The organism is Halonatronomonas betaini, from assembly GCF_015666175.1.
GTDB lineage: Bacteria > Bacillota > Halanaerobiia > Halanaerobiales > Halarsenatibacteraceae > Halonatronomonas > Halonatronomonas betaini.
Map to the genome: position 1 here is coordinate 100619 of NZ_JADPIE010000001.1, position 18055 is coordinate 118673.

General features: G+C 38.8%; 18 protein-coding genes. All 18 read left to right on the top strand.

All coding sequences use genetic code 11. The features are described 5' to 3' along the window. The first annotated feature begins 37 nt into the window (after nucleotides 1–37). The 18 genes from I0Q91_RS00540 to I0Q91_RS14240 all read left to right on the top strand — a co-directional run bounded on the left by I0Q91_RS00540 (nucleotide 38) and on the right by I0Q91_RS14240 (nucleotide 17881). Nucleotides 38–1972: a TRAP transporter permease gene (locus I0Q91_RS00540; RefSeq protein ID WP_270452185.1), complete on the top strand. Its 1935-nt coding sequence runs from the start codon at nucleotides 38–40 to the stop codon at nucleotides 1970–1972. 39 nt (nucleotides 1973–2011) lie between these two features. Further along, nucleotides 2012–3220 carry a M20 metallopeptidase family protein gene (locus I0Q91_RS00545; RefSeq protein WP_270452186.1) on the top strand — a complete coding sequence of 403 codons (1209 nt, stop codon included), beginning with the start codon at nucleotides 2012–2014 and terminating at the stop codon, nucleotides 3218–3220. Further along, nucleotides 3210–4463, top strand: a complete 1254-nt coding sequence (locus tag I0Q91_RS00550; RefSeq protein ID WP_270452187.1) for a metal-dependent hydrolase family protein — start codon at nucleotides 3210–3212, stop codon at nucleotides 4461–4463. Before I0Q91_RS00545 ends, I0Q91_RS00550 begins: the two co-directional genes overlap by 11 nt. Nucleotides 4464–4514: 51 nt before the next feature. After that, the gene (locus I0Q91_RS00555; protein ID WP_270452188.1) at nucleotides 4515–5699 is read left to right on the top strand and encodes a Zn-dependent hydrolase; all 1185 of its coding nucleotides are present in this window, start codon (nucleotides 4515–4517) and stop codon (nucleotides 5697–5699) included. Nucleotides 5700–5868: 169 nt separating this feature from the next. Next, entirely contained in the window at nucleotides 5869–7041 is a 1173-nt protein-coding gene (gene gbsB / locus I0Q91_RS00560; RefSeq protein WP_270452189.1) for a choline dehydrogenase, read from the top strand. A 23-nt stretch (nucleotides 7042–7064) separates the two neighbouring features. Next, nucleotides 7065–7979 (top strand): carbohydrate ABC transporter permease, encoded by a 915-nt coding sequence (locus I0Q91_RS00565; RefSeq protein ID WP_270452190.1) that lies wholly within the window; start codon nucleotides 7065–7067, stop codon nucleotides 7977–7979. Nucleotides 7980–8008: 29 nt separating this feature from the next. Beyond that, a complete protein-coding gene (locus I0Q91_RS00570; protein WP_270452191.1) occupies nucleotides 8009–8869 on the top strand; it encodes a carbohydrate ABC transporter permease in 861 nt (286 codons plus the stop codon). A 48-nt stretch (nucleotides 8870–8917) separates the two neighbouring features. Then, nucleotides 8918–10198, top strand: coding sequence for an ABC transporter substrate-binding protein (locus I0Q91_RS00575; protein WP_270452192.1), 1281 nt, complete (start codon nucleotides 8918–8920; stop codon nucleotides 10196–10198). A 92-nt stretch (nucleotides 10199–10290) separates the two neighbouring features. Continuing rightward, nucleotides 10291–10698: a 4Fe-4S dicluster domain-containing protein gene (locus I0Q91_RS00580; RefSeq protein ID WP_270452193.1), complete on the top strand. Its 408-nt coding sequence runs from the start codon at nucleotides 10291–10293 to the stop codon at nucleotides 10696–10698. Further along, nucleotides 10695–12494 (top strand): aldehyde ferredoxin oxidoreductase family protein, encoded by a 1800-nt coding sequence (locus I0Q91_RS00585; protein ID WP_270452194.1) that lies wholly within the window; start codon nucleotides 10695–10697, stop codon nucleotides 12492–12494. The genes I0Q91_RS00580 and I0Q91_RS00585 overlap by 4 nt, the downstream gene beginning before the upstream one ends. A gap of 222 nt (nucleotides 12495–12716) precedes the next feature. Then, nucleotides 12717–12875, top strand: a complete 159-nt coding sequence (locus I0Q91_RS00590) for a hypothetical protein (protein WP_270452196.1) — start codon at nucleotides 12717–12719, stop codon at nucleotides 12873–12875. A 69-nt stretch (nucleotides 12876–12944) separates the two neighbouring features. After that, nucleotides 12945–13634 (top strand): TVP38/TMEM64 family protein, encoded by a 690-nt coding sequence (locus I0Q91_RS00595; RefSeq protein ID WP_270452197.1) that lies wholly within the window; start codon nucleotides 12945–12947, stop codon nucleotides 13632–13634. A gap of 20 nt (nucleotides 13635–13654) precedes the next feature. Further along, nucleotides 13655–14248 (top strand): CDP-alcohol phosphatidyltransferase family protein, encoded by a 594-nt coding sequence (locus tag I0Q91_RS00600; RefSeq protein WP_270452198.1) that lies wholly within the window; start codon nucleotides 13655–13657, stop codon nucleotides 14246–14248. Between the two features lie 50 nt (nucleotides 14249–14298). After that, nucleotides 14299–14790 (top strand): sterol desaturase family protein, encoded by a 492-nt coding sequence (locus I0Q91_RS00605; RefSeq protein WP_270452199.1) that lies wholly within the window; start codon nucleotides 14299–14301, stop codon nucleotides 14788–14790. Nucleotides 14791–14834: 44 nt separating this feature from the next. Beyond that, complete coding sequence (locus I0Q91_RS00610) at nucleotides 14835–16250, top strand: dihydrolipoyl dehydrogenase family protein (RefSeq protein ID WP_270452200.1); 1416 nt, start codon at nucleotides 14835–14837, stop codon at nucleotides 16248–16250. A 14-nt stretch (nucleotides 16251–16264) separates the two neighbouring features. Then, nucleotides 16265–16927, top strand: coding sequence for a flavodoxin family protein (locus tag I0Q91_RS00615; protein WP_270452201.1), 663 nt, complete (start codon nucleotides 16265–16267; stop codon nucleotides 16925–16927). Further along, nucleotides 16905–17324: an RrF2 family transcriptional regulator gene (locus tag I0Q91_RS00620; protein ID WP_270452202.1), complete on the top strand. Its 420-nt coding sequence runs from the start codon at nucleotides 16905–16907 to the stop codon at nucleotides 17322–17324. The genes I0Q91_RS00615 and I0Q91_RS00620 overlap by 23 nt, the downstream gene beginning before the upstream one ends. Before the next feature lie 11 nt (nucleotides 17325–17335). Then, nucleotides 17336–17881 (top strand): peroxidase-related enzyme, encoded by a 546-nt coding sequence (locus I0Q91_RS14240; RefSeq protein WP_282550528.1) that lies wholly within the window; start codon nucleotides 17336–17338, stop codon nucleotides 17879–17881. Nucleotides 17882–18055 lie beyond the last annotated feature (174 nt).

The following is an 18055-nucleotide window of genomic DNA, read 5'->3' on the forward strand; positions in this document are numbered from 1 at the left end:
TAGGCCTCTTTCTGAATTAATTTGAAGGAGTGAAATTATGGCTGCTAAAAAGAAGAGAAAAGAATATAAACAGAAATTGTCTAGATCTTTATCAGGCAGGTTAAAAACTTTCGTCTGGATTTATGCAATAGGTATTTCAGCAGTTCACCTCTACATGAATAGCTTTGGGTTGATTGGAGTTGTCCAAAAGAACTTAATCCATCTTAGTTTATTAATGTCGCTGGGTTTTCTCTTAACCCCAGCTACTAAAAGATCGCCATTGGATAGGCCTTCTATTATTGATTGGACCTTATTCCTGGCCACTCTTGGCTGTGGTGTTTACTTTTATTTTGGCTATTTAAGATTAACCCAGGCCATGCTTGTCCCAATCAGGTCTGACTTTATTTATGGAATTGTATTTTCATTATTATTAATTGAGGCATCAAGAAGGTTAGTTGGTCTACCATTAACAATTCTGGCAACTCTATTTGTTGTATATATCTATGTTGGGCCTTATATGCCTGGCCAGCTGGCTCATAGAGGTTTTAATCTCCAGAGAATTCTAGTGAGGATGACAATGACTTCTGAAGGGGTCCTGGGTGTTGCCTTAATGGTTTCAGCTTCATATATATTTATGTTTATTTTGTTTGCCAGCTTTTTAAAGGCGACACAGGCTTCAAAGTTTTTCAATGATTTTGCCCAGGCTTTAACTGGAAAAGCCAGAGGTGGCCCAGCCAAAGTTGCAATCTTTGCCAGTGCACTAACTGGAACAATTAATGGTAGTTCCCAGGCCAATGTGGCAACAACCGGCTCATTTACGATTCCATTAATGAAAGAGACTGGCTATACTCCACACTTTGCAGGGGCAGTTGAGGCGATAGCCTCCACTGGCGGAGTTTTAATGCCGCCGATCATGGGAGCTGCTGCTTTTATTATGAGCTCTTTAATTGGAATACCATATTCAACAATAATCGCTGCTGCTTTAACACCATCAATCTTATATTATTTTACCCTTTATAATATGGTTGATTTAAGGGCAGCTAAAATGGGCATCGTCGGTTTAGATAGAGATAAATTGCCTGATCTTAAAGAAGTTATCCTTGGGCGGGGCTATTTAATTCTACCCCTGATTTTAATTATTGCAGCCCTAGTTATTGGATTTAGCCCGGTTATGGCTGGTTTTATTGGTATCATTTCAACAATTGTCGCAGGTGCAATCAGAAAGGAAACCAGGCTTTCTTTTATGGACATCTTAAATGCCATGGCTGAAGGAGCCCAGAATGCTATATCAATAGCTGTAATCTGTGGCCTGGTCGGATTTATAATCGGTTCAGTCGGTATGACAGGGATTGGCCAGACTATCGGTAATAATATTGTTAGTCTGGCAGGGGGACAACTATTTTTAACGGCATTTCTCTGTATGATAGTTGCAATTATTTTAGGCATGGGTCTGCCTGGACCAGCATGTTATATAGTTACGTCTACTATAGCAGCTCCAGCGCTAATGGTGCTTGGTATACCAGTGCTGGCAGCCCATTTCTTTGCCTTTTACTTTGGAATAATGTCAGCTGTTATACCGCCAGTAGCTCTAACATCGTTTACGGCGGGGGCCATTGCCGAAGCTGATACTAACCTTGTTGCCAAATACGGGTTTTTACTCGGGGCGGCTGGAATGCTACTGCCATATATGTTTATCTATAATCCGGTAATCTTAATGATAGACTTTAGCTGGGTTAATTATGTTTATTCGTCTTTTTCATTATTTGTTGGCCTTTATCTTGCTGCAGCAGTAATCATCGGTATGCTCAAGATTCCTTTAAGCTTATTTGAGAGGCTTTTATTTGGAATAGCTTCTCTTTTGCTTATAATTCCTAATCCTACAATTAGACTGTCAGGCCTGGCTTTAGCAGTAGTTTTTTATATCCGGCACAGAGGGCTTGCCAGCAAATCAGACTGGGTAGCAGATCCAGAATTGGCTGAAGACCTTGCTTGATTAAAAAGCTAATATATTTAAAAGAAAGAGGGTATATCTATGCTCCAGCAAATAAAAGACTTATTACAGGAAAGTAAAGACTGGATTGTTGAACAGCGTCGTCATCTTCATCAGTTTCCAGAGGCCAGCCAGAAAGAGTTCAGGACTTCAGAGTATATAATTTCTATTTTAGAGGATTTAAATCTCTATGAAATTAAAACTGGGTTTTATAATACAGGGGTTACTGGCTTAATCAAAGGCAGTCGGCCAGGGCCGACAATTGGGCTTAGATTTGATATTGATGCCCTGGAGATGAAAGAAAAGACTGACCTACCCTTTGCCTCTCAAAATCAGGGTTTAATGCACGCCTGTGGCCATGACGGTCATACTGCCATGGGACTCGGTGCAGCAAAGATTCTGACCAGCTTAAAGGCTGAATTCCCAGGGAGTATCAAATTGATCTTTCAGCCAGCTGAAGAAGATGGTTGGAGTGGCGGTGGAGCCCAGTATTTAATTAAAGAAGGTGTGCTTGAAGATCCTGAAGTTAAAGCAATATTGGGTATGCATATCTGGCCTAATTTAACTGTCGGCAAGATTGCTACTCGTTCCGGGGTGATTATGGGAGCATCAGACCCATTCCAGATTGAAATCACTGGTCAGGGTGGCCATGCTTCCCAGCCTCATTTCACAGTCGATCCGATAGTTATCGGTTCCCAGATAGTCAACAACCTGCAGACAATCGTCAGTAGAAATACTGACCCCTTTGAGCAGGTTGTTATTTCAGTTGGAGTTTTTAATGGTGGAACCCGTTATAATACCATTCCGGATCAGGTAACCCTTAAAGGGACAGTTAGAACTTTTAATCAGGAAGTTAGAGATAAAGTAGAAGCAAGGATGAAAGAAATTATTGAAAAGACAGCTGAAGGTTTAGGGGGCAGAGCAGAATTTAATTATATCAGAGGCTATCCCCCAGTAGTTAACAACCAGGGGCTAGTTCAACTGGCTGAAAAAACTTTAAGCAGGCCTGACAGCTTAACAGAGCTAGTATTAGAAGAAAGACCGGCACCTACCGGCGAGGATTTTGCCTATTTTGCCCGGGCTGTGCCAGGACTGTTTCTCTGGTTAGGGGCTGCAGAATCTAAAGACTCACCTGGGCTCCACAGCCCTTACTTTGATTTTCCAGAAGAAATCCTATTAAATGGGGTTCAGGCTTTATTATTACTTGCTATCAATTGGTTGAAAATGCAGGAGGTCGAAAATGGGAGCTAGTAAAATTATTATTACAGGAGGCAAGTTAATCGATGTAGAGGCTGGAGATATAATTGAGGATTCGGTTATTATTATTGAAGATAGCAGGGTTACAGCAGCCGGCAGTAGCAATGATATAGAGCTGCCAACTGGTGCTGATATAATCAAAGTTGATGCGTCAGGCAGGACTACTTTGCCTGGTTTGATTGATGCCCATACCCATTTGCAGCTGGTCCCGGCTGAAAATGAGCATGAAACTCTAATAAAGTCAGTGCCATTGAAGGCTATTCAAGCTGCAAGTAATGCCCAAAAGACCCTGGAGGCAGGCTTTACAACAATTAGAGATTTAGGTGCAGAGCATCTAGTCGACCTGGCTGTTAGAGATGCTATAAATGATGGTTTTATTATTGGCCCCAGTGTTCTGGCCAGTGGCTATAAGATTGCACCAACAGGGGCAGATTTTAGAATTTATCCGCCTGAAGTTAAAATTTCAGGCCAGTATACAATGGACTCAGCAAGTGAAATCAGAAGAGCAACAAGAGAACTAGTAGCTCTCGGTGTCGATCAGATTAAGATTATGACCAGTGGCAGGACATTCCGTAAAACTTCATCTCCTGATACTAAAGTTTATAGTTTAAAAGAGGTGAAGACTGCTGTAGAGATTGCCCATGATAATGGTCTTAAGATTTCAGCCCATGCCCATGGTGCTGCCGGGGTTAAGTTAGCTCTGGAAGCTGGTTGTGATACAATTGAACATGGGACAATTCTGGACAAGGCTGATATTGAGTTCATGTTGGAGAATAATATTTACCTGGTTCCTACCTTTTCATATAGTAGCAATTTAAAGAGGCTAAAGGGTGATTCAGGCATTCCTGATTATTCTATAAATAAGGCTTTGAGCAGCCGGGGAAAACGGCTTAAAAGTTTTCAGGCCGCTTATCAGGCCGGAGTCAAAATTGCCATGGGTTCAGACTCTGGGATGCCATTTGTCCCTCATGGGACCAATGCTATTGAGATAATTGAAATGGTTAAGGCAGGTATGTCTAATTTAGATGCAATCAGATCAGCTACCATTATTGCAGCTGGAGCCCTGGGAATTGAAGATAGAACAGGTTCAATAAGACCTGGCAAAGATGCTGATTTGATAATAGTTGATGGTGACCCTATTAAAAATATTGAAGTCTTATCAGAGATTAATAATATTGAAATGATCATTAAATCAGGAGAACCAGTAATAAAAAGAGGCGAATATACTTGCGGATAAGAAAACCAGGAAAGATCTTAATCAGCAAACAAGTTAGGGGATTATATAATAATGAGAATAAATAAAAAGAGACTTAAGACTAGTATGCTTGAGATTGGCAATATTGGAAAAGATTCGACTGGAGGTATCACCAGGCTGGCATTTAGCCATGAATATAAGGTTGCAGCCTGGCGATTGAGCCAGTTGATGGAAGATGCTGGTTTAGAGGTGAAGCAGGATCCATTAGCTACTATTTATGGTCGCCGAGATGGAGAGGATAATACCCTGCCAGCTATTATGTTTGGCTCCCACCTTGATACAGTTAAAAACGGCGGTCTCTATGATGGATTGCTTGGAATTATGTCCGGTCTCGAAGTTATTAATACTTTAAATGACCTGGGAATAACTACTAAAAACCCTCTAGAACTGGTTGCCTTTAATGCTGAAGAAGGTAGCGCGATGGGAGGGACCTTTGCCAGTAGAGTTATTGCAGGCTTAATTTCCCCTGATAAGAGTTTTTTACAGGATCATCTTCCAGATTATAATTTAAGACCAGAAGACCTTTTGGCATCTCGGCGTAATCTTAATGAAATTAAGGCATTTTTAGAATTGCATATCGAACAGGGCAGAGTTCTTGAAGGCGAGAATATTCCAATTGGAATTGTTACTGGAATAGCCGGGATCACCCGTTATCAGGTTGAAATTATTGGTGAGGCTAACCATTCAGGAACTACACCTATGGGGCTAAGAAAGGATGCCCTGGTAACTGCTGCTAAATTAATACTTGAGGTTGAGAATATAGCAAGAGAATTAGGTGAGCCCTTCGTGGCTACAATTGGGACCCTGGAAATTAAGCCTGGTGCAGTCAGTATAATCCCAGGAGAAGTTGAATTGATCATTGAGATAAGGGATTTAGATCAGACTAAGATAGATGTCGCAGGTGGGCAGATAACAGATTATCTCAATCAGATCAGCAAGGACATCCAGATTGAAAGGATTGTCAATAAGACACCAGTAAAAACAGCTCCAGATATAGTTAATATAATTGAAAAAGCGTGCAAGAAGCTTGGAATTTCAGGCCGAAAGATTATAAGTGGAGCCGGCCATGATGCTAAAGAGATTGCAAGGAAGGTTCCCACAGGTATGATATTTGTGCCAAGTATAGCAGGTAAGAGTCACTGCCCTGAAGAAAAAACCAGCTGGGAAGATATTTACCTGGGAACAGAAGTCTTGCTAGAAACTATATTATCTATTTAATTTTTTAGAAACTAACAAATAAATTATAATTATTAATTCAGGCGGCCTCTGGCCGTCTTTTTTAATGGAATAATATAATAAATTTTCTGACTATATTGACATTTAACCATGATTAAATGTATAATTATTTTAGATAGTTAAATAATTAAAGTGAAGGGGAGGGGTTATTTTGCTCGATCTTAGAAAAATTAAAAGTTTTGAGATGCCTACAAAGGTAGTTGCTGGTGCTGGTTCAATAGCAGAACTACCTAAATTTCTGGAAGAAGAGGGAATTAATCGTCCATTAATAGTTACTGATCCAGGAATAAAAGATGCCGGCTTATTGAAAAAACTAGAGGAAGTACTTAAAAAGGCTGATTATAACTATGCACTCTTTGCTGAAGTCTTTGCCAATCCAGATGTCGAATTAATCGATACAGGTAGAGACTTTTTTCAGTCAGAAGGTTGTGATGGATTAATTGCTCTAGGAGGCGGCAGCTCTATTGATACAGCTAAGGGTATTGGTGTAATTGTAACCCATGGCGGTTCTATTCTGGAATATGAGTTTGGCAGAAAGCCTCTAACAGAAAGAATCACGCCGTTGATAGCTATTCCGACAACTGCTGGTACTGGGAGTGAAGTTACAATGTGGTCTGTTGTTACTGATCATGACCGACAGGTTAAGTATAATGTTGGTGGTCCACTGATAGCTCCCCATATAGCTCTAATAGACCCGGAACTTCATATGTCAATGCCGTCTCATATAACTGCAGGAACTGGAATGGATGCTTTAGCCCATGCAGTTGAATGTTATACTTCCCATTATGCTCAACCGATGACAGATTCAGTCGCTCTTTTAGCCATAGAGTATTGCGGTGAATATTTAAGAAGAGCAGTTGCTAATTCATCTGATCTTGAGGCCAGATATTACATGGCACAGGCAGCTATGTTAGCTGGACTTTCATATGGCAGTGAAAGTGCAGGTGCTGTCCATGCAATGACACAGAGTCTGGGAGGCATTAAGCCAGATATACCTCATGGAGCAGCCGTTGGAACTTTATTGGCTCCAGTCATGGAATATAATTGGCTTGGTTATCCAGAAAAGTTTAAGCGAATAGCTATAGCATTAGGAGAAGATGTCTGGAATTTAACTGATCGGGAAGCAGCTCTGGTTTCAGTTCAGGCTGTAAAAGAACTTGCTTATGATATTAATATTCCAACTCTTAAAGAACTTGGAGTTAAAGAAAGTGAGATTCCAAAACTGGCAGTTGCAGCTGAAGAAGATCCACAAACAATCGGTAATCCTAGAGATATCGATCGCAATTCTTATGAAGAGATATATTACAATGCTTTTAATCAATAATATAAATTAAGGAGATATTGCTTATGGCAGATACTAATAGTTCAAACAAGTTATCTATTTGGGATAAAATGAAAAATGAGAAAATCACAGCTTTCTTTTTCTGCTTGCCAGCATTAATACCTTTAATTGTTTTCTGGATAGGACCAATGATATTTGCTTTTTATTTAAGTATGACAAACTGGGATCTTATGATGCCTGTTTATGATATGGTTGGTCTTGAAAATTATCAGGATCTTTTCACAGATCCCAGGTTTTATGATACCCTCTGGAATACCCTTTATTTTACTGTTGGTTCTGTTATACCGGCTGTTTTAGGAGGTCTTCTCTTAGCTGTTTTGCTTAAAGGAAAAGTTATCGCTAAGACTTTTCATAGAACCCTTTTATTTTCTCCCTGGGTAACACCACTTGTTGCGATGGCTATAGTCTGGTCCTGGCTCTTTAATCCTAGAAGAGGGCTGATTAATTTCATTTTGGTTTCTTTAAATTTTCCAGCTCTGCCCTGGGCTTCTAGTTCTACCTGGGCTATGCCAGTTGTAATTATTGTAAGTGTCTGGCGTACATTAGGCTGGGCTATGGTTTTCTACCTGGTAGCACTGGATAAAATCCCAGAGACAATTTATGATGCCGCTAAAATAGATGGAGCAACTTTTTGGAAAAAGCTGAGATATATAACCCTACCACTTGTTTCTCCAACAACCTTATTTTTATCAGTAGTTCTCACAGTTGAAGCTTTAAGGGCTTTTGATCAGATTGATATAATAACTCAGGGTGGTCCAGCAGGAGCTACCAGAACATTGCTCTATCATTATTATCAATCTGCATTTCAAAGATTTAATGCTGGTGAGGCAGCTGCAATTGGAATAGTTATCCTCCTTATCTCAGGAGTTTTTGCAATCGCTCAGTTTATAATTTCTAAAAAGTTTGTTCACTATCAGTAATTAGATTTAGAAAGAAGGTGATAATATAAATGGAAATAGACTCAAGAAAAAATTATAAATTAAAGGAAAGAATATCTAAAATAACATTAAACTTATTTATAGCAATAATGAGCTTTCTTATGGTATTTCCTTTTTTCTGGATGTTCACAAGCGCTTTGAAAACCCATGATGAAATCAGAGCTTTTCCACCATCAATATTTCCAGAAACAGCTCAGTGGGGTAATTTTTTAGAAGCCTGGCAGGCTGCGCCATTTAATTTATATATTTTCAATAGTTTCTTTACAGCATCAGCAATAGTTGCACTCCATGTCATTACGACCGCATTTTTTGCATATGCAATTACACAGCTGGAATTTAGATTCAGAAAAATATTATTTGGAATTGTAATGGCGACTTATATGTTACCGGTGCCGGTAACATATGTACCCAGTTATATTATCCTTTCAAGGCTTGGCTGGCTTGATAGTTATCAGGGGATTATTTTTTCTAATGCTGTTAGTGTGTTTGCAATTTTTCTGGCAAGACAGTCTTTTTTACAGGTGCCTGATGAACTGGTAGATGCTGCTAAGGTTGATGGTGCAAGTCATTGGACAATACTCTGGAAAGTATTTTTTCCACTTACAAAGCCAATCTTTATTACCTTTGGTCTGATTAATTTTGTGCTGATGTATAATAATTATCTCTGGCCATTGTTGATTATTAGAAGTCGTGAGCTCTATTTAATTACTATTGGTTTGCGTCAGTTCTTTATTGAACAGGGAGCCTATGGTGTTAACTGGCCGTTGATAATGGCAGCCAGTACGATTGTTGTTACTCCACTTTTAATACTTTTCTTTATTACTCAGAAATGGTTTGTTAAAGGCGTTGGCGGCTCAGGAATTAAAGGTTAAATCTATTGACCTGGACTTAGAATTTAGACTTTTTAAAAGGAGGCTAAAATGTTTAAAAAATTATTAAGAACAGGTTTAGTTGGTATTCTGGCATTCGCACTGGTTATAGGTCTTTCATTTAATCTTCAGGCTGATGTTGTAGAAATAGATTACTATTACGGGCTTGGCGGATATCTTGGAGAAGTTACAGAAGAGATGATAGAAGAATTTAATGAGGCCAATCCAGATATTCATGTTAGAGGAATAACCTATGGTGATTTTGATGAGGCACTTCAGGCTTTTCAGGCTGGTGTCGCCGCTGGAGACCCTCCTGCAGCAGTAATGCTTGAACCTACCCCTACTGTTGAATTTGCTGGTCGAGGTATATTGGCTTCTGTAAGTGATTTATTAGCTGCCGATGAGGATACTGACGCTGATGATTATTATGAAGCTTTCTTTGAAATGTCAATGATTGATGGAGAACAGTATGCTATTCCATTATTCGGTACTACCCAGGTACTTTATTATCGCCATGACCTTTTTGAAGAAGAAGGTGTAGATCCTGAAATGTTAGAAACCTGGGAAGGTATGGAAGAGGCGGCCAGAATTTTAGCAGCCAGGGATGATGTTCAGTATGGCTGGATGCCAATGTGGGGGCGCTATAATATGATGGATGCGGCCTTTGCCCGTGGCGGACAGATGATCAGTGATGATGGCACAGAAGTTTTAATTGACAGCGAAGAATGGGTTGAGACCTGGGAGGCATTTAGAAGGTGGATCCATGATGATGAAATTATGGGTATCCATCACAGTGGTGTCGGCTGGGAATACTGGTATGACACAATTGATGATGTTTTAGAAGGTAATGCTGCTGGTTATACTGGTTCCAGTGGTGATCAGGGAGACCTTGATTTTGATATTGTTTCCGCAGCAATTCAGCCTGGCTGGGAAGGCTATGGAGATCCTGCCCCAGTTGGTGAAGCTAGATATGGCGTTATCCCTGCAAATATCAGTGAAGAAAAGCAAGAAGCCGCTTATCGCTGGTTAACATTCTTCTCAAGTCCGGAAAAGACTGCTGAATGGAATATGCGGACAGGTTATTTAGCTGTAAGGGACTCAGCCCAGGACATTCCTGAGTTTGCCGAATTTTTAGAGGATAATCCACAGGCAAGGGTTCCACTGGATCAATTAGAAGTTGCCTCACCTTACTTTATTGATCCAACTGGTGGAGATATAGAGCAGGCCCTGGATGATGCAGCAGATGCTGTTCAGATTGAAAATGTTCCTGCAGAAGAAGCCCTTCAAGAGGCTAAAGAGAGAGCACAAAGAGCACTTGACCGGTTAAATTAATTTCTTCAGATTAATTATTTAGCTTTTAGATAATATCTATAGATAATATTTCATCAACACCAAATAAAAATTATCTTGTTGGAGGAATTGAAATGAAAAGGATAGTGGCAGATTTTGACCTCTGTACTGGCTGTGAGACCTGTGCTTTAGTCTGCTCCTTTACCAGGTTAGGAGGATTTAATCCTGATAGATCCTGCATTGACTTGAATCTATTTGCAGATGGAGTCTTTAATTTTCCAGAGATCTGTCATCAATGCAGCAGAGCTGTATGCAGTCAGGTCTGCCCTACAGGGGCAATGCAGGTTGATAGAGAAGCTGGTGTTGTTAGGGTAGATCAGGTTAGCTGTATAGCCTGTGGTCAGTGCGAAGAGGCCTGCCCTGTTGATATGGTTAAGGTAGACAAAAATCTTAACTATGCCCTAAAATGTGAGCTCTGCCAGGGTGAGGTTCCCTGTGTTAAAGCCTGCCCTGCAGATGCTCTGGGGGTGTATAGCAGATGAAATATGGCAGTTATATGGGACGCTTCTTGGAGATTGATTTAACATTTAATGCTACAAAAGAAATTGAGCTTGATGATCAGTTGATAGAAGAATATGTTGGCGGGAAGGGCTTTGGTGTAAAGCTTTATCAGGATTATATTGATGATTCAGTGGGGCCGCTAAGTCCTGATAATGTTCTTTTCTTTCTGACCGGTCCACTTACTGGAACATTTGCTCCAGCTATGCGTTCAGTTGTTGTGACTAGATCGCCGTTGACAGGTGGCTGGCTCGATTCCTATTTTGGCGGTTATTTTGGTCAGGCTATTAAATATGCTGGCTATGATGGTCTGATAATTAAGGGAAAGGCAGATCATTTATCATATTTAGTAATAGATAATGGGAAAGTAGAGGTCAAATCTGGTATAAAATTAAAAAATCTTTCAACTTCTGAGACTGCTGCTAGAGTTAAAGAACTACATGGCGGTAATTACAGAGTTGCTACCATTGGTCCGGCCGGTGAAGAACTGGTTAAATATAGTCTAATTTCCTGTGAGAATAACCGTCAGGCTGGTCGTGGTGGTGCCGGGGCTGTGATGGGTAGCAAGAATCTTAAAGCTATAGCAGTAAAAGGCGATTATTTGATTGAAGTGGCTGACAGGTCTAAGTTTGTTGAAGCTGTAGATAAAGCCAGGCAGGAACTTGATGAATCTGCTGATATCGATAATTTCCGTGAGAATGGGACACCATCATCTATTCCCTTTGCCAATGAAATTGGAATGCTGCCAGCATGTAATTATAATAAAGGACAATTTTCTGAAGCTGAAAACCTTGAAACAGAGCCACAATCAGAGCTTTTCTGGAATAGAGATTTAGCCTGTAGTGGTTGCCCGATTGCCTGTGGCAAAATTGGTAGAATTCGCCATGGCAAGTATAGTGGCATGCTGACAGATACTGTAGAATACGAGACTCTGGGTCTATTAGGTTCAAATCTGGGGCTTGGTGATATCCGTGAAGTCACTAAACTGGCCAATCTTTGTGATGAATTAGGCCTTGATACAATTTCAGCTGGTGGTGCAATCGGTTTTTTGATTGAAGCAATAGATAGAAATCTTTATTCTGATCCTGAACTTGGAAGCCTGGATTTTGGTAAAGCTGAAGCAATCAGAGAAATGATTAAGCTAATAGCCTTTAGAAAAGGTCGGACGGCAGGCTTACTGGCAGAAGGTGTTGAAGAATTTTCTGATAAGATTGTTGGTGGCAATAAATTTGCTATTCATATTAAAGGCCTTGAGACACCGGCCTGGCCGCCCCGGGGAGCACCAGGGATGGGGCTGGCTTTAATGACAGCAGATAGAGGGGGCTGTCACCAGCGTTCATTTCCTGTATCTCATGAAGTTGGTGGTCTGGAATGGCAGGGCAAGAAGCTGGAGCGGCTTTCGACTGATGGCAAGGCCAGTTTGGTTGTTTACCAGCAGAACAAGCTGGCGGCCCTTGATACTCTGGTTAAATGTGATTTTGGCACCTATGGCATCAGCGAGGAAAGTTATAAGTTGATGCTGGAGGCTGCTACCGATCTTGAATTGTCCGGCGATAATCCCTGGCAGGAGCTTGGTTCTAAAATCTGGGATGAAACCAGAAAGATAAATATAATGCACGGCTTCGATAAGGAAGATGATACATTGCCAGCCCGGTTTATGGAAGAACCATTGCCTGATGGCCCGGTTGAAGGTCATATGATTACTGAGGAAGATCGGGAAGAAATGCTGACTGAATATTACAGGCTGAGAGGCTGGAACTCTGATGGTGAAGTAAATTAATATAATGATTAGCAAGGCGGCTTCTGGCCGCCTTTTTTTATGTGATAAATTAATATTTTTTGGAAAGGTCAAGGAAAGACTAACCCGGGTTGGATTTACCATATTTTAGTTTGTAAAAGTCTGAAAATTATATTATAATTAACACAGATTTTAAAAATCTGTGTTAATTTATGTGGGAGTTGTAATTGAGATATAATAGGGTTTCGGGCAGAACTTAATAAATTGCCTAGAGCAGCTCATCTTACATTTCCTTTTGGTAGTCTGATTGGTGAACCTGACAATGAAATGCAACAGATAGAGGTTATAAAAGCAGCTTTAAAGCTGATAGAGACAGCTAAAAAGCCTGGAACAATTGTAGATTTACCTTTCAAATGGCGGTAAAACTGGATTACAAGAGATGAAGGTATGTACAATAAATCCAGGCAGTCTTAAAAATTAGGGGATATGACAATGAAAGCTAATAAGAATAATCGGTTCAAATCATTAATTATATTAGTGATTTTAATTGTAGCTATAATCTTTATTCGGTTTTTAGGATTACATGAATATATAAGTATTGAAAATATTGAGTTGCTGCAGGATTTGGTTGCAGATTTTGGGCTTTTAGCTCCTATTGCTTATATTTTACTCTGGCTTTTAGTCTGCCTCTTATTTTTGCCAGGTCTGCCTGTAACAATACTTTCAGCCTTCTTGTTTGAACCTTTACAGGCCATTATATATACTTCAATCGGTTCTACATTAGGTGCAACCCTGGCATTTGTAGTTGGCAGATATGCTGCTCGAGATTTTGTTGCTAACTGGATAAAAGATAAAAAACAGTTAAATAAGATTGATAAAGGAGTTAAAAACCATGGCTGGAGAATGCTTATAGTAACAAGGATGGTACCATTATTTCCATTTAATCTTCAGAATTACATCTATGGTTTAACTTCTATTAAATTAAAGACTTATATGTTTTTATCCTGGGTCTGTATGTTACCTGCTACCATTGCCTATATTCTAACAGCTTCTTCAATTTATAGAGGAGAAGGGGATTTAACTCAAACTTTTATTTATCTCGGAATTGCTGGTCTGATATTTTTTATATTGTCATTAATACCAAAATGGTTTAAGAGCAAAGGTTATATTCAGGATAGTTAATCTAACTGGAGTTGATACAGGTGTTGGACACTCATGCAAGAAAATATTTTGACTCGATTATTAATTTCACTGCTAAATCTATAGCAGATCTCGGCTTGAATTCAAATCAGGTTACTATTATCGCTGCAGCAGTTGGTGTTTTTACAGGGTTACTGGTCTATCTGGATCAGTTTATTGCTGCTATCATTGTATTATGGTTATCAGGTTTTTTAGATGCAGTTGATGGGGCAATTGCCAGATTAAATAATAAAGAGTCTATGTGGGGAACTGTTCTAGATATTACTTTAGATAGAGTTGTTGAAATATCATTTATTATCGGTCTGGCTTTTAGGTTTCCTGAGATTAGATTAAATTTATTATTTATGACAGTCAGTATAATTCTTTCATTAACTGTATTTTTAACTGTTGGTGCTGTCTCTGAAAAATCCAGGATAAAGTCATTTCATTATCAATCAGGATTGATGGAGAGAACAGAAGGATTTATATTATTTACAGTATTTTTAGTATTACCAGATTTTATTTATGGATTGACTATACTATATGCAGTTCTGGTGTTGTTTACTGCTATTCAGCGCTTTAATGAGGCCAGCAAATTATTGAGTAGGGCTGATTAATATTTATTGATGGATTAGATAAAAGTTTTATTAAGAAGGCAGGTGAAATAATGTTATTTACTATTGCTATATTGATTGTTATTTTGGCCGGAATAATTGCGTCAGCTTTTGTAGAATATATATTACATAAGCTATTCCTTCATCAGGAAGGCCATATTCACCTTTTAGAGCATCATAAAAATTTTAAGCCTCAAGAGAGTACATTTACCCGGGAGAGTTTTGAGTTAGATGAAGTTTTTTCTGGGATTAAATATTTACTTGCAAACTTTCTGCTGTATCTTCCAATTGGCATTATAATAGGTATTTATTCTTTCAATTTAGGTTTAGTATTTTTATTAAGTGGACTTTTATATTCAGCCTGGATTGAAATTGTTCACTATCATTATCATCATATCGATGGGATAAAATTTGAAAGATTTAAATTGTTTAATTATTTAAAATCAAATCATAAGATTCATCATGCCTTATATAAATTCAATTTCGGGATTGGTTCAAGTATCTGGGATATTATACTGGGCACAAGCAGAAAAGGTTGGAACTGATATGTTTGGATTGTTAATGGTTAGCTTATGGCGGGGAGGTTGAGATGGCAAAATTTGATTATGATATAGCTGTAATCGGAGGGGGCTCAGCTGGTTTAACAGCTGCTTTTACAGCCAATGCGGTAAAGAAAAATGTCGTGATAATTGAGCAAGATAGATTAGGTGGAGAATGTACCTGGACAGGTTGTGTGCCCAGTAAGGCTCTCCTAAAAGCTGCCAGAGTTGCTTATCAAAGCCAACATGCCAGCAAGTATGGTATTATCAATGATTGTAATATTGATATGAGTGGAGTAATGAATTATGTCCATAAAGTTCAGGAAGAAATCTATCAAAAAGAGAAGCCAGAAGTATTAAGAGCAGATGGGATCGGTGTTTTAATCGGAAAAGCCGAATTTATAGACAGCCATACATTAAGTGTAAACCAGAATAAAATTAGGGCTCATAAGATAGTTATTGCAACAGGTTCCTCTCCAGCTATTCCGCCAATAGAGGGTATAGAAGATGTTTTTTATTTAACCAATCAAACCTTATTTGGCCTGGAAAAGTTGCCAGCATCATTAATAATTATTGGTGGTGGTCCAATAGGAATTGAGATGGCCCAGGCTTTAAATAGATTAGGTGTAGAAATTAAACTTGTGCAGAGAGGCGAAAGAATTTTAAAGAAGGAAGAACCGGCTTTAAGTGGGGCTCTGGCTGAAAAGTTACGCAAGGAGGGCGTTGAGCTATTAACCGGTTATGAGGCTGTTAAAATTAAAGAAGAAAATCAATTAATACTAACTGTGAGTAATAGGAAAATGGAAAAAGAATTAAAAGCGGAAAAAGTCTTAATAGCAGCCGGGAGAAAAGCTAATATTACTGGGTTTAATCTTGATAAGATAGGTCTTGAAACTGGCAGCCAGGGGATTATAACCGATAGTAAGATGCAGACCAATATTTCTAATATTTATGCCTGTGGTGATGTTGTAGGCCCCTATCGTTTTAGTCATATATCATATCATGAAGGTATAACTGCAACAATAAATGCAATCTTACCTTATCCTGTTAAGAAAATGAACTATGATAATGTATTATGGGTTACCTATACAGACCCAGAATTAGCCCATTTAGGCCTGACTGAGGAACAGGCCAGGGATAGATATGGCGATAGCATAAAAGTCTATAATATGGACTATTCTGAGCTGGATAGGGCTATGACAGATGGCCAGGCAGGCCAGGCTAAATTTATCTGCGATAAAAGAGGTAAATTGTTAGGAGCTCATATCTTTGGTGCTAGAGCAGGTGAGATTATTCATAGCTGTCAGATTATAAAAACGATGGGAATGCCTTTTAAGAAATTACAATCTGTGATTCATTCATACCCGACTTATTCTGAACTTGTAAGGGACGGAGCTAAACTGGCCTATATAGGTGACTGGCAAGATAGATTGAATTTAGTTAATAAATTAGCCTGGTGGAAATAAGGAGGAGTGATAACTTGATATTAGGTATTAGTGGAAGTGGTCGTAAAAATGGAACCACTTCAGGTGTAATTAAGTATATTTTAGAGAATACAGGAGAAGAATATGAGTACATATCACTGGCAGGTAAGCAGATTAATGGCTGCATAGGATGTACTGAATGTGCAGCTGATAGTTTCTGTAAGGTGAAAGATGACTGGCAGGAAATTGGTTATAAGATGCTGGAAGCTGATGCAATAGTTTTTGGTGCACCGGATTATTATGACACCTTAAATGCTCTGGCTCATGCCTGTCTTGAAAGAACTTATTGTTTCCGGCATAGAGAGAAATTTAAGCTGGCAGGTAAATTAGGTGTGGCAGTGGCTGTTGATGGTGACCCAGAGGTTTCCAGAGTTGAAACTTACATCAAAAGGATGATGGATTCAAATCAGATGGCAATTATGGATAAACTACATGTCGAAGGTTATTCTCAGTGTTTTACCTGTGGTTATGGTGAGGACTGTGCAGCTGGCACAGTTGTTAAGAGACATGGCTTTTTAGATGAGATTAAGACTGAGCATCTGCCTGATAAATTTTCTGATCAACCAGATAAAATGTTAAAAGCTAAAATGATTGCTAGAAATCTTGGCTCATTACTAAAAGATAGAAGTGATAATAATGAAAACATCAAGGAAAACTGATTATGGGATTCATGCTTTAATGATTTTAGCAAAAAAGGATGGTGAAGAGCTATCGGTTAATGATCTTGCTGAGATTGAAAATGTTTCAACTTCCTATCTGGCCAAGGTTATGCAGGAACTTTCAAATTATAATATTGTCAGTTCTTCAGAGGGTAAACAGGGTGGTTATACGCTCAACCTTCCTACTGAAGAAATAACCCTGGCCCAGGTAACAGATATTTTTGAAACTGATGAAGGAGTATTTGATTGTGTTGATGATCTCCATGGTTGTAATATCAGAGATAGGTGTAAAATTCATTTTGTCTTCAGAAAGGCCTATCAGAAAATGCTGGCAGAACTTGAGGCAACAACTATTGCAGATCTATTGGATCCAGAAATAAAGGGTATCGTCAAATAAGGGGGGGAATTATGGCCTGGATTGATATGGTTGATGAAGATAAAGCAGAGGGGAAATTAAAAGAAGTATATGAAAGAATTACTGGAGGAGGTAGCTCAAGGGTTGCCCATATATTAAAGGTTCATTCTTTAAATCCTCAGGTGCTGGAGGATCACCTTAACTTATATAAGACAATAATGTTTGCTAGTTCGAATATTTCTCGGAAACAGCGGGAGATGGTTGCAACGGTAGTTTCGGCTATTAATGACTGCCATTATTGAGTAATTCATCATGGAGCGGCGCTCCAGAAACTGATTAGAGATAAAAGTGAAGGCGAGAAGATTTTAAATCAGCTTATTGATGATTACAGGGCTGCTGAAATTACTGATAAAGAGAAGGCTATGCTGGAATATGCTGAGAAGCTAACCAGGAAACCGGCATCTATTGATATAACAGATATTGAGAGTTTAAGAGAATATGGACTTGGTGATCGGGATATTCTTGATTTAAATCAGGTGGTGGCTTATTTTAATTATGTCAATAGAGTGGCAGATGGCCTGGGGATAGAGTTAGAGTAGTTATATTTATAAATTAAAAGTGATATACTTATTATTTTAAAGGAATATACTAAGGGATATTGAACTATTTATATGTAAATAAATTTTATATGAAATTAAATGAAATAAAAATGGGGAATTCTCATGGTTAAAAAGCTAACAGAATATCTGATTAATTTGAAAAATAATATCTTA